The following is a 13,668-nucleotide window of genomic DNA, read 5'->3' as shown; positions in this document are numbered from 1 at the left end:
AGAAAGAAAAGCTTACATTCTCAGATCATCAGACCAAAGAAATATATTCAGGTGCAAGATAAGAGGCTAAAATAACCCAAAATCCTTGCATCTACGTGACTAGCACTCAGGAGTGGGTTATTAGTACATATGTATCGAAAACAGGGGCAACCTCCAGTCTCACCAGAAAATTTTGGACTTCCGTTTGAAGGAAAGTTGTCATCAGATAATCGTTGGATTATTCTGGGAAATTTAATACCCTGGGCAGAATTTGAAGAGGAATATTCATCCGGATTCTCTGTAGAGATGGGAGCGCCAGCAAAGTCGTTTCGGATGGCATTAGGGGCATTAATAATCAAAGAAAAACTAGGAATAAGTGATAGAGAGACAGTAGAACAAATCAAAGAAAATCCTTATCTACAGTACTTCATAGGGATATCATCTTATATTAATGAAGCTCCATTTGATGCATCTATGTTAGTCCATTTTCGTGAAAGAATTAGTGCAGACTTAGTAAACAAAGTGAATGAAGAAACTGTTAAGAGGATGCTAGAGACAACATCTTTGACTTTAGCAACTGAATCAACTGAAAAAAACAGAAGAATTAGAAAAAGAAGATAACACGCCAAAAAATCGGGGAAAATTAATATTAGATGCGACTTGTGCGCCAGCAGACATCAGCTATCCAACAGATTTAGAGCTATTAAATCAAGCAAGAAAACAGACAGAAAGAATAATAGACCTTCTTTATGAACAGATAAAAGGTACATTAGAGAAAAACCAAGGACTTATCGGGAAATAGGGAGAAAAGACTACCTAGAAGTCGCTAAAAAGCGTCGTGTATCCCAAAAAGATAGGAGAAAAGCGATTAAAAAGCAGCTTCAATATATCAAAAGAAACTTATCCCATATTGACCAGCTAATCATATACGGAGCAACTTTAGAAAATTTCAGTAATAGACAATATAAAATGTTGCTTGTAGTTGTAGAAGTTTATCGTCAACAACTATGGTTGTATGAAAATAAAACAGAGTATTGACGACCGCATTGTTAGTTTAACCCAACCGCATATCCGTCCAATCGTCCGGGGTAAAGCAGGTAAACCTGTAGAATTTGGGGCAAAATTGTCTGCTAGTTGTTTTGAGGGATATGTATTTTTAGACCATATTAGTTGGAATAATTTTAATGAATCTGGAGACTTAAAAGCACAAGTAGAAGCATATAAAAATTATACTGGCTATTATCCAGAATCCGTTCATGTTGATAAAATTTATCGAACGAGAGAGAATCGAGCTTGGTGCAAAGAAAGAGGTATTATCATGAGTGGACCGGCTTTGGGAAGACCACCAGTAAATGTTAGTAAAGAAAAAAAGAAGCAAGATTTAGAATCCGAGAGAATTCGTAATTGTATTGAAGGAAAATTTGGGCAAGCTAAAAGAAGGTTTAGCCTCAATCGAGTGATGGCGAAACTTTCCCACACTTCTCTTACTGCAATTGCTATTACTTTTTTAGTGATGAATCTTTCTACTCACCTGTCGCGGGTTTTTTATGCTTTTTTATGTCTATTTTTGAAAACTGCACCTTTTATGCAGTTTCGCATAACTGAAAATTATGATTTTGTTATTTATAAACAACAAAAGCTTATCTTTGATTTTACTTGAATAACTAGTCAACCCAAAAGAATTGCTTTTTCATACTTTTTCAGCAAACCCTAACTAGCCCAACGCTGATATTCTTGGATAGTATGAGAGCCAGCAATTAACACCTTAAACTTGGGACGATGTTGGATTAAGTTACGCAGCATTCCTAAAACATCTTCCTCATCAAAGCGTCCTTTTGTTATGGCACTGTCGAGTACCTCGAACTCGTCTAGAGAAAGCAGTGCGGTGTTATCTTGTAACGCTTGTTCTACTTTATCTAACCATTCGTCAAAGCTGGTAAAGGCGTCTTTTTCCAGTTCTTCCCGCGTCAAGGATGGTAAAGTTAAGGCACTTTGGCGTTTAGCTGAGGTTATCATCCCTCTGGCTAGGTTGTAAAGAAAACCTGCATAGTTACTTGCTGATGAGGGTGCGCCTTGCAAGTCTACAAACAAGGGGATAATGCTATTGGGTAATAGCTTTCCCAAGTTGTTAAGTAGGGAAGTTTTGCCCATGCGTCGCTGTCCGTAGAGTAGCAGAGGTGGGCGGCGTCGGTCTAGCAGTAATTGTTCGATGCGCGTACCGATGTCATTGCGTCCGGTGAAGATTTCTTGCTGTTGGGTGAGGGGTACGCCGGTGATGTAAGGTGAGTCAATTTCTTGGCGGAGTTCTGTTTCTTTGGCGAGTTCTTCTATATATTTGGTAATTATCTCACACCAACTTTTAGCAATGAGGTAGAAGCGAGGTGCGTATTTATCGCTACTTCGGTTAAATTGCTGTAAATGTAAATCTATTCGGTCTGCAACATCTCTAAGTGCTAAACGTTGATTATAAGCACTTTCTTGATTTAAAGCAGCGTCTACATTTTCGCTAATCCGACTTGTAAGACGTAATCTAGGGCTAATTGGGGTTTCTATTTCCCCAATTTCTAATTGATGGTGAACTTGACGGATGGCTTTGACATCTGTACAGCGTTCTAAGGAGCGTATATCAAGTTCAATTTGTACAGCTTGAACTGCCCAACGTTGACCGCTAGTATTTAAGTATTCTAGGGCGGCTTTTCCTTCAACTGGATTATGTTCTATTACAAAGAGGAGATGCTTGTCCAAATTGTGCAGACGTAAACGCTGCCACTCATCCCAGAAAGCGCAATGGTAGCGCAATAAACAAGGGCTTCTAGCATTACGTGCTTTATCTAATCTATAAAGCAGATAATTCCAGGCTGTGAGAAATGGAAAGGATAAAATAGGTCGCCATAAGTTAATAGTTACTCCCACGCCTACTCCTACGCCAAACGCCACGTCTACCGCCACACCAAACAACACGCCTACCGCCACACCAAACAAAACGCCTACCGCCACGCCAAACGCTACGCCTATCACCACGCCAAACACCACACCAAACACCACGCCAAACACCACGTATAACGTTATGGGGGTTGATTCACCTAATGCCCACAGTACCAAGCCCAACAGTAAGATAGCCAGCATAGGTAAGATAAAATATCCCTGGATTAGGAAATACCATAAAACAAGGTTTTGCCATCCTCCTGATCTCATAAAAAAATCAAAGACGATTCAGGTTCTAAGGCGGGATCAATGCGTTTTCGGTGATTACGCCACGCTGAGGGGCGGAAGAAAAGCCAGAACATAAGTTCCAGGCTACCCAGTATCAAGTTGGGGTGCTGTTCGGGTGCATCGGTGTAGATTTTGCTGTAGTCGGTGGGGGTCATGTTAGTTTTGGTTTGTTTGGGTTCCTCTGTCTGAGTTCACACCCGCCAAGGAATAAATTCCCTGGCTAATAGCGAAAGTCCTCTCAAGAGGACTGAAAAAGTTAATTTATCGATGGTTTCAGTCAGTTTTAACTGACTTGAGCTATTAGCCCGGAAATTGATTTCCGGGTGGGTGTGAGCGCTTACCAGTAAATCCGGATATTTATAGCGATTCCCACATTCATGAGGTACAGAATATTGAATTAACCGCAGATGAAGATAGATAAACGCCGATGGACGCAGATAAATTTGTACCTCAGCAGACTAGGAAGCGCTATACCTCTACTTATCTAATTGTAATTCACACTGTTGAAACACATAGTTAACAGCCGCAAATAGCTGCTCTAAGTCTTGAATTGTATAGAAAGTTTTATTTTGTGTAAAAATATCTAAACTTAACTTGCCAAACTGCCATACTGCCCCATTAGAAACAATGCCAAATATGGTTTTTTCTGGTTCGTTATTAATCCGCTGCACTGCTAGCATTTCTGCCAAGCACTGACCCCAACCTTCGGTAAAGTCGCTTTCTTTCTTGGCTTCAACTAAGACAAAATATGGCTTGTCAAACACTACTGTACCAAGAGGCGATCGCTTTGCCAATATATAATCAGGAACACCACATAACTTATCATCATAAATCAACGTTTGGTGACTCCAAAGTAAAAACTTACTCCGATATGCTTTCCATACTTCTTTCAATACTGGATAAATAATATTTTCACAAATCGCAATTTCGGAATTATCAAATACACCTTCATTAAAAATCAAATCTAATTCCTGTTTAAAAATGTCACTAATTTGAAAATATGTTTCTATAATGAAATTATCCCGAACATACTTAATCTGAAATTCTTTGGCAACAACGCTAATACTCTTATAACTACTGAAAGGCATTTATTTAGCCCTCGTTTTGTGTATCTAACAAATGAGCAAACGGTTTTATCTGTCTTAACCCTTCTTCTTGCCAATCATCGCTATTATCCCCATCTTCTAGACTAAACAATCTTTCCATGCAAAGAATTTGCAGTAAAAGGGGAAAACATCCACTTTGCATCAAAATCCACTCGACATCTTCATCAGGAAAAGGAATAGGAGAACTTGCTATCAATTCCCGCGCTTCTGCTTCTGTCAGCGCTCCCAATGTGGCAGTATAGCCGAAAATATTGAAGAAAGGTGAACTGTGTCCGGTATTATGTGCTAGTTCAATCGGTGAAGAATGGGTTGCTAAAACAAACGCTAAATTACCATCTGTAGAGTTTGTAGCTAAAGAACGCAAACATTCCCAAAATCCATCATCTAGTTCTGGACAGCGTTGCAATCCTACGCCAATTTCATCTAGTAAAATAACTGTGGGATTATGCAAATTTTCACTCATCAAATCCATGAAGTAATCAAGATTACAAGGATTTGGTACTTTCATTCCCAAAGATTTTAAAATGTAACTTAGTAGTCCTTCTCTATTTGCCATGCGTTGGTCTTGAAAATCTACAAATAACCACTTATAATTTTCTGGATGCGGTAGCCAATCAGACTTTTGATTGTGGCGTAAATCTTCTGTTGAAGTAGTAGTGATGTTTTTCAGGTAGTGCAGCAGTGAGGTTTTACCGCTGCGCTTTTTGCCGATAATGGCAGCATTTTGTAGGGGATGGCGTTTAACTAGGTTAAAAAGGCGTTTAAGTTCGTAATTACGTCCGAAAAAGTAGCGAGAATCGGTGATTGGGATGCCGGTGATGAAAGGCGATCGCTCTTCTTTTTTTCTTCCTACTTCTGGCTTATAATGTTCTTTTATATACAAAACTGGTTTAAGATGTTCTGGAAGACTATATAGTTGAATTTCTACACGACCAAACTGATAAGCGTCTTCTATTGAACGATTTGCGACTAATGCTTTATAAAAGCCAACTGCAAACGCGATCGCTGCTTTATCACCGATAGCGTCATTCATCCCAATTACAAAGGGGATATGTTGAGCGATCGCTTTTGCCTGTATTTCAGAATAACAGGCATTCAGCACCACACAATTAACTTGCTGTTTGAATAATCTGAACATTGTAGCTAAAGCATCAGGCTTTACAGGCTGAACTTTGCCTACTTCATTTTCAAAACATAGTTCACCAGTACTCTTACCATGTCCAGAAAAGTGTATAATCTGGGGTTGAATATCAAATATCGTCTGCGTGATATCTCCAACGCGAACTGATTCTTGCTGTTCAAGTTGATACTTATCTGTTTTGGCTATTTGCAGCCTTGCTTTGATATCTCGCAACTCTTGAGATAATCTTAGTCGAGATTCATCACTCGGATCGGCTGCTAAAAACAGGATTTTTACAGGGATATCACTGTTCATTCACAAAACTTGGTTTCTCCGGCTGAAACACAACCTGGTAACTTTGGACACCATAGAGAACATTTACCTGTCTGCAAATCTAGTTCGAGAAACACATCATGTACGATAAATTACTTAGAATGTAAAGAGGTTCTGTCCGGAACGTCTTTACGACGAGAGGTAAGTTTTTATTACTGTTTATTAAATCGGTATGATATCACATGCTACTTGATTGCGATGCCTTTTTGCTTTAATTTTAAACAAAGCCAAGGATTTAGTTGATGATGCTAGTTGAGATAGGTCAGTATATACTTATCTGTAAATTGTATTTTCAATAACATTCATGAAAAAATCTTGCTTTGGATGTATTGACTAGTTTATTGTTGATCTTGTTTACTAACTCCAGTCCTAATTGTTTCCGAAACTAAGGTTACTGATGGAACGTCTAGAGTCATCAAAAGAGACCGAGCAAATTAACCAAATGAATTCACAAAAAACTTCAGTTTCGGAGCAAGAGGTGACAGCGATCGCTCCGATAGAGTCTCATAGAGATGAAAAACCTGCATCGCGACCTCGCAACCGCAAGCTGCTACCTTTTTTGATTGTAGGAGCAACCTTAAGTGCTGGGGCGATCGCTGGGGGAATTTATACTTACCGCTGGTGGGAGTTTGCTAAGTATCACCAGGTAACTGATAATGCTTATGTTTCCGCAGATATTTATCCTGTTAATTCCCGCATCGGTGGGGTAGTTATGGAAGTTGCCAGCAAAGATAACCAATCGGTCAAACCAGGGGAAGTATTAATAAAACTCGATCCTCGTGAATACCAAGCATCTTTAGCACAAGCAAAAGCTGATTTAGAACTAGCCAAGCAACAAGCAGAAGTAGCACGACAAAATATCAATAATGTTGGCACAATTGATACGACTTTGGCGCGTCCTGCTGTGGGAAACACGGCTGATCAAGCCAAAATCGCAGCTAGCAGATCGCAAAGTATTAATCAGCAACTGGAGTTAAATCAGCAACAATACAAAACCGCACAAGCGGCGATCGCTCAAAAACAGGCAGAATTAAAACAAGCAGAACTCAAGTTATCTTACACGCAAATTACTGCGATGGTTGGCGGTCAAGTAGGTAACAAAGATGTCCGAGTAGGTCAGCAGGTACAACCAGGACAAACTCTGATGTCAGTTGTACAGCCGAATCCTTGGATTGTTGCTAACTTTCAGGAAACTCAGTTAGAAAAGATACGTCCGGGACAAAAAGCCGTAATCAAAATTGCTGCTTTCCCCAGTCGCAAATTTATCGGCAAGGTAGATAGTATATCACCTGCTTCTTTTGCCAGGTTTGCCCCCACCCCGCAAAATAGCCCCTCGGTTAATTCTAATAATAATCCGGTGCCACGAGTGCCGGTGAAGATAATGCTTGATCCTAAGAGTATTCGCGGTTATGAATCTCGAATTCCTCCGGGAATAAGTGCAGATGTGACAGTAGAAACGCGATAATTACAATTGATGTGCAGGCGGTCGCTTTACCAAACTTTACTTGTATTCAAAACAAATCCAGGTAAAATGCGATCGCCACTAATACTAGCAGGATTTTCTAAACATTCCTCTGGTTGACCTGGATGGTAAATATAAACTTTGCGATTCTTGCGGTCAATCAACCAGCCTAGTTGTATTCCTGGTTCCCTCATATATTCCTCCATTTTATCCTTTAAGGGTTGGAGGTTATCAGAAGCTGACCTGAGTTCAATGACAAAATCTGGACAAATTGGTGCAAACTTTTGCTGCTGTTCGCTGTCAAGAGTATTCCACCGTTCTAGTTTAATCCAGGAAACATCAGGCGATCGCTCGGCACCGGTTGACAGCTTAAATCCCGTACTAGAGTCAAAACAAATACCCGTACCATCCTGTTCTGCCCAAATTCCTACCTGTAAAGCAATATTAAAGTTACGATTTCCTGTTTCTGAACCAGTTGGGGGCATAATTGAGACTTCTCCAAGTTTATTCCGCTCAATGCGTAAGTCACGATTCACCTGACAGAACTCGAAAAACTGTTCGTCTGTCATTTGCATTGATGGCGGAATTAGCACGACAATAGGGGATGAAAGCATAATTTACTCCCGACGCTTATTTTTATTTTCACTTTCTTTTAGTTTTTTGGTAAATCTCAGGTAGGTTTACGCAAAATTTTTACTATAAATTTCTGGAACTCAATTTGTTCTTGTGGGATCTAATAGACATCTGGTAGAAATTAATTATGTGTTACCCAGAACCTTTGTAGAGACGTAGCAGTGCTACGTCTCTACATCAAAATTTAGGTAATTTTACTTTTTTTAGCTTAATAAGCAATTTAGTAATATTACTGTTTTTCTTTATTTAGATGTAAATTAGTATACAGTATTGTTGAGTTAAAGAATGCTGGGTTAATTTTATTGTCCTAGATGGGGTGGACACCAATGAAATCAGAAAGCGATCGCCATAATGAACTCGAACGTCGAGAACGCGAACTGCGAGAACGCGAGGTTGAAATAAGACTCCGGGAAATGGAAGCTGATATTCATGCTTCCGATACTCCTATTTATAAAACTGTTAAACATCAGCCAGAAAATTCTCGAAAACTTTTGACCAAAAAAGTTATTCTCGCTGCAAAGCTTGTCGCTATCGGTATTGCTGCGTTGGTTGCTGTGAAAATAGCTTCAGTTGCCGCAGGGATTATAATTGTCACTGCATTGTCGTGGATATCTTACAAACTATTTTTTGACTCTAAGAAAAAGCCTTAAATTAAGGATGCAATCATCATGAATCATCAAGTTGATACAAACAAATTCATCAACGATTTAGAGCGCGTTGCTCAAGTGCGCTCAGAAATTTCAGTTTGTTTGAGTAATATTGCAGAGACAATTACTAAAGCTGAATTAGACGGAAATACCTCATCAGGAAAACTCAGTTTAGAACGAGATATTGAAGATATTAAAATCGCAAGTAAAAATCTGAAAACTGGTGTATTTCGGCTTTTAGTTTTAGGGGATATGAAACGCGGAAAAAGCACCTTTCTCAACGCTTTGATTGGGGAAAACTTATTACCAAGTGATGTCAATCCCTGTACCGCAGTCTTAACAGTGTTGCGGTATGGTTCAGAAAAGAAAGTGACTGTTCATTTTAATGATGGAAAAAGTCCTCAAAAGCTTGACTTTTCTAGTTTTAAATATAAATATACCATTGACCCGACTGAAGCGAAGAAATTAGAACAAGAGAAAAAACAGGCATTTCCTGATGTTGATTATGCAGTTGTAGAATATCCCTTACCACTATTAGAAAAAGGAATTGAAATTGTTGATAGTCCGGGTTTGAATGATACAGAAGCGCGAAATGAATTATCTTTAGGCTACGTTAATAATTGTCATGCAATTCTATTCGTGATGAGAGCGTCGCAACCTTGCACTTTAGGTGAGCGTCGCTATCTAGAAAATTATATTAAAGGTCGAGGATTGACTGTTTTCTTCTTAATCAATGCTTGGGATCAGGTAAAAGAATCATTAATCGATCCGGATGATGAAGAAGAATTAAAAGCTTCTGAAAACAGGTTGCGGCAAGTATTCAACGCAAATCTGGCAGAATATTGTTATGTAGATGGACAAAATGTTTACGAAGAGCGTGTATTTGAGGTTTCGTCAATTCAAGCATTAAGACGACGGTTAAAAAATCCCCAAGGTGGATTAGAACAAACTGGCTTTCCAGAGTTTATGGGAGCGTTGAATACTTTCTTAACTAGAGAACGTGCGATCGCTGAATTGCGTCAAGTTAGAACTTTAGCTAGAGGTGCTTGCAATCATACCCGCGAAGCAATTGCAAGGAGACTACCATTACTTGATCAAGATGTCAACGAATTGAAAAAAAGAATTGATTCAGTTGAACCGGAATTTAGTAAGCTGACAGGTATTCGTGATGAATTTCAAGCAGAAATTATCAAAACTAGAGATAATCAAGCGAGAGCGATCGCTGATTCATTTCGCAGCTACGTTTTAAATTTAGGCAATACCTTTGAAACTGATTTCTTGCGCTATCAACCCGAATTAAATCTGTTAGATTTTCTTAGTAGTGGTAAGCGAGAAGCATTTAATTCTGCACTCCAAAAAGCCTTTGAACAGTATATCACCGATAAATTTGCCGCTTGGACTTTAACCGCTGAAAACGAAATAAATGCAGCTTTTAAACAACTTACTCGCAGCGCTTCCCAATATGGCACATCTTACAGTCAAGTCACAGACCAAATCACAGAAAAGTTAACTGGAGAAAAAGTTAAAATCCATTCTACTACAACCGAAGATGATAACTCACCTGAATGGGCAAAATGGGCAATGGGATTATTATCTTTATCTAGAGGAAACCTTGCCGGCTTTGCAATGGCTGGTGCCGGATTTGATTGGAAAAACATCTTATTAAACTACTTTACTGTAATTGGTGTTGGTGGGATAATTACAGCAGTCACAGGCGTTTTTCTCGGACCAATCGGATTTGCTTTATTAGGTTTGGGTGTGGGATTTTTGCAAGCAGATCAAGCACGGAAAGAGTTAGTGAAAACAGCAAAAAAAGAGTTAGTAAAACATCTGCCACAAGTAGCGGAGGAGCAATCAAAAACTGTTCACGATGCAGTGAAAGAATGTTTTGATTCTTATGAAAGAGAAGTGAGTAAGCGAATTAACGATGATATCGCTTCTCGCAAATCTGAGTTAGATAATTTGCTTCAGCAAAAGGAAACACGCGAAATAAATCGAGAAAGTGAGTTAAAACGGTTGAAGAATTTACAGGAAGATGTAATATTTCAATTGCAAAAAATTGAAGCAGCGTATAGCAATTTATTAGCTTATTACAGCTAACAGCAAACCTAACCCCCTTCCCCCTTTCCCTCATAGAGGGGGGAAATCTTACTCCCCTACAAGGGCAGGGCTGTTTCATTCCCTAAAAGGTGTAAAATGACAAGCGTCCTGGGGATGAAAACAATGAGTGCAAATCTGATTGAACAACTGCGGGAAGTTAAAGATTTTCGAGTCAAAGATGGACAAAGACATCAACTGTGGTTGGTATTACTGTTTGTCATTATGGGGACAATGAGCGGGTACGTAGGGTATCGTGCATGGGGGGACTTTGTCAAACGGCATCGTCTTGTATTAATTGAGAAATTTAGAATCGAAAAACATGGTGTTCCATCGTACTCGACTATTCGACGAATACTGATGGGAGTAGATTTTGACAATCTTGCTGCAACGTTTAATCAGTGGGCACAAAACTATGTTCATGTGGATACATCAGACTGGTTTGGAATTGATGGTAAAAGTATCAAAGGAACTGTGCAAAACTACGAAAGTGAGTATCAAAATTTTGTCAGTATCGTGTCCGTATTTGCTGAAAAAAGAGGGCTTGTTTTAGGTCTGACCAAATTGGAGAACAAGAAAGGTAGTGAAATTAGCACGGTTCAAAATTTAATTGCGGTATTGGATATCGAGGGTGTTGTTTTCAGCTTAGATGCTCTACATTGCCAAAAAAAACTTGCAAGTTAATTATTGATGGTGGCAATGACTATGCGATCGCAGTCAAGGCAAATCAAAAAAACTTGTATCATCAAATTCGACACAATACGGAGAATTCCAAGCCCACAAGTCGGTACATCACAGCCGAAAAAACTCGAAACCGAGTTACAACACGTACTATAGAAGTTTTTCATGATTTAACTGACATCAGTCCAGAATGGGCTGGGTTGGAGTCCTTAATTAAGGTTGAAAGAATGGGTACTCGTGCAGGCAAACCATATCACCAAGTTGCTTACTACATTAGTAGTCTAGTTCGTTCAGCAACTGATTTTGCTAAAGGGATTCGCGGACATTGGGGGATTGAGAATTGTCTTCATTGGGTAAAGGATGTCATTTTTGATGAAGACCATTCCACCATACGTATGGGTAATGCTCCTGCGAATCTGTCGGTGATGCGAACGATCGCACTCAATATACTCCGCCGAAATGGTCATGCTTCCATCACAACTGCTCAAAGATTTATCTCTAATGATATTGACAAACTTCTTGCCCTTGTGGAATGAAACAGCCCTGCCTACAAGGGGAGGGGTTGGGGGAGAGGTTTCTGTGGTTATGAGAAAAGTACTTATGCAACAAAATGAAGTGTACAAAAAACTTTCTGATTCTCTCAAGTCTGCATGTGCATTACTCGATTTAGACCGCAAATCACAACTTTATCAAGATATAATTGTTATTTCCAACCACTTAGCAAATCCTAGCTTTCGGATTGCGGTGTTTGCTCCTTTTAATTATGGTAAGTCAACTTTGCTGAATGCAATGTTGGGAAATCTCACTTTACCGATTGATTTAATTCCTACCACAGGTGCCGCGATTACTGTCAAGTATGGTACTGACTTGCAAACTCGCATCATCTTAGTAGATGGTACAGAAATCTACCGCAGTGGAACGGAAATTTTAAAAGAATTCGCAATCCTTGATAATAACAGACAGATGCGAAAAGATGTTGCATCTGTAGAAGTTTTCTGTCCTCATCCCTTTTTAGAAACAGGGGTAGAATTTCTCGATTTACCGGGAACGAATGATAGAGAAGAACAAGATAATTTAGTGAAAGAGCAACTATTAAGTGCAGATTTAGTAATACAATTACTGGATGCACGCAAGTTGATGACTTTAGGTGAACGCGAAAATTTGCGAGATTGGCTATTGGATCGTGGGATTAACAGAGTTATTTTTGTAGCCAATTTTCTTAACTTACTCGAACCCGATGAACAAAAACAAGTGCAAAATCGCTTGTTGTTTGTCGCGGAAAGTTTTCGAGCGGAATTACCTCCAGGTTTTAGTAATTTATATCGGGTTGATGCTTTACCGGCTTTAAGAGCAAGATTAAAAGGTGATGTTGCTCAAGCAAGTAGTAGTGGTTTAACAGCTTTTGAATCAGCTTTGCAAAATATTGTAGGGATATTGCAAGAAAATCGCGGTAGTGTGCGTTTACCAAAAGTGCAAGCGATCGCTTCTCAAATTCTACTATCATTAAAAGAGAAAATTGACCCCATAGCTAGTGAAATTAAATCTGTTGATGATAAAATAATAGCCAAAATTGAAATTAAACAAAAAGCGGAAAGATTAATTCAAAAAGGTTTTAATACAAGCGTTGCAGAGTTACGCGATTGGCTATATTTACCAAATTTGCTAACAAAATATCAAACTGATACCGCAGTCGCATTAGCAGAAAATAACTTTAAATCTTGGCAAATAAGCACTTTAAAAAAAGACTTGACACAATTGCAATTAAATGTAGCAAAATGGCTTTATCAAGCTTATGAATTCTTCCAAGAAGAAAGACCAGAAGATTTATTAATTCCCTTCCCAAGCGTTCCACAAATTACTCTACCTCCTAAACCTAGTAATGCCGATGATTTAAGTGAAACTGGTTCTATAGCTGTTGGTGGTGGTATTGGTTGGTTGCTAGGTGGTCCCGTTGGAGCGGCTGTAGTTGGCAGTATTTCTTATATTTTAAATAAGAATATACAAAAAAAAGACGAAAAATCAGCAACCGAGTCTTATCATCAACAAGTTGCCCAAATTTGTATAACAGCAGCTGAAGATTATTTATCTCGCTTCAGTAGTCAAGGCTTATCAATATTGGCTGAATATGAAAAGACAGCTGATAAAGTCATTAAATGGAAAGCTGATAAAACAGTTGAAATCGCTAATAAACGTGAAGATTTGCAGCAGTTACAAAATGTGTTCAATCAGTTGCTGCAAGAGTTAAAAAAAGTTAATATATCTTCAAATTATCAACCGTATGCAGAGAGGGGACAAGCAGGCAAGGAGACAAGGAGACAAGGGGGACAAGGAGACAAGGAGACAAGGGACAAAAAGAATAATTCTTCTTTCCCCCCATCCCCCCCTCCCCCCATCCCC

8 protein-coding genes and 2 pseudogenes are annotated in these 13,668 nt (G+C 39.1%); 6 read left to right on the top strand and 4 right to left on the bottom strand.

The window, feature by feature from the left end:
- Positions 1–129: 129 nt before the first annotated feature.
- A pseudogene (locus tag TOL9009_RS42395) lies at positions 130–1,639 on the top strand (IS5 family transposase).
- A 50-nt stretch (positions 1,640–1,689) separates the two neighbouring features.
- On the opposite strand, the gene TOL9009_RS41225 reads toward TOL9009_RS42395, so the two are convergent.
- From TOL9009_RS41225 to TOL9009_RS44830, 3 genes are all read right to left on the bottom strand, one after another.
- Entirely contained in the window at positions 1,690–3,105 is a 1,416-nt protein-coding gene (locus tag TOL9009_RS41225; RefSeq protein WP_051503175.1) for an AAA family ATPase, read from the bottom strand.
- Between the two features lie 563 nt (positions 3,106–3,668).
- Positions 3,669–4,280: a hypothetical protein gene (locus TOL9009_RS0132310; protein WP_029637521.1), complete on the bottom strand. Its 612-nt coding sequence runs from the start codon at positions 4,278–4,280 to the stop codon at positions 3,669–3,671.
- Positions 4,281–4,284: 4 nt separating this feature from the next.
- A complete protein-coding gene (locus TOL9009_RS44830; RefSeq protein WP_084763425.1) occupies positions 4,285–5,733 on the bottom strand; it encodes a CHAT domain-containing protein in 1,449 nt (482 codons plus the stop codon).
- 460 nt (positions 5,734–6,193) lie between these two features.
- On the opposite strand from TOL9009_RS44830, the gene TOL9009_RS0132300 reads away from it, so the two are divergent.
- The gene (locus TOL9009_RS0132300; protein WP_313770085.1) at positions 6,194–7,216 is read left to right on the top strand and encodes an HlyD family secretion protein; all 1,023 of its coding nucleotides are present in this window, start codon (positions 6,194–6,196) and stop codon (positions 7,214–7,216) included.
- A 26-nt stretch (positions 7,217–7,242) separates the two neighbouring features.
- Here the strand turns inward: TOL9009_RS0132300 and TOL9009_RS0132295 are convergent, their stop codons facing one another.
- Positions 7,243–7,827 carry a Uma2 family endonuclease gene (locus TOL9009_RS0132295; protein ID WP_029637519.1) on the bottom strand — a complete coding sequence of 195 codons (585 nt, stop codon included), beginning with the start codon at positions 7,825–7,827 and terminating at the stop codon, positions 7,243–7,245.
- Between the two features lie 345 nt (positions 7,828–8,172).
- Here TOL9009_RS0132295 and TOL9009_RS0132290 point away from each other — a divergent pair, with 345 nt between their 5' ends.
- The 4 genes and pseudogenes from TOL9009_RS0132290 to TOL9009_RS41215 all read left to right on the top strand — a co-directional run.
- Positions 8,173–8,496, top strand: a complete 324-nt coding sequence (locus TOL9009_RS0132290; RefSeq protein ID WP_029637518.1) for a DUF3040 domain-containing protein — start codon at positions 8,173–8,175, stop codon at positions 8,494–8,496.
- Between the two features lie 18 nt (positions 8,497–8,514).
- Positions 8,515–10,593, top strand: coding sequence for a dynamin family protein (locus tag TOL9009_RS0132285; RefSeq protein WP_029637517.1), 2,079 nt, complete (start codon positions 8,515–8,517; stop codon positions 10,591–10,593).
- 153 nt (positions 10,594–10,746) lie between these two features.
- Positions 10,747–11,807 (top strand): annotated as a pseudogene (locus tag TOL9009_RS50635) (ISAs1 family transposase); the annotation flags it as partial.
- Positions 11,808–11,871: 64 nt separating this feature from the next.
- The coding region (locus TOL9009_RS41215) for a dynamin family protein (RefSeq protein WP_260676000.1) at positions 11,872–13,668 on the top strand (1,797 nt) is incomplete at its 3' end.

Origin of the sequence: [Scytonema hofmanni] UTEX 2349 (assembly GCF_000582685.1) — a bacterium.
Lineage (GTDB): Bacteria > Cyanobacteriota > Cyanobacteriia > Cyanobacteriales > Nostocaceae > Hassallia > Hassallia hofmanni.
The sequence above is the reverse complement of the archived record's forward strand: the minus strand, read 5'-3'. Positions and strand labels throughout refer to the sequence as shown.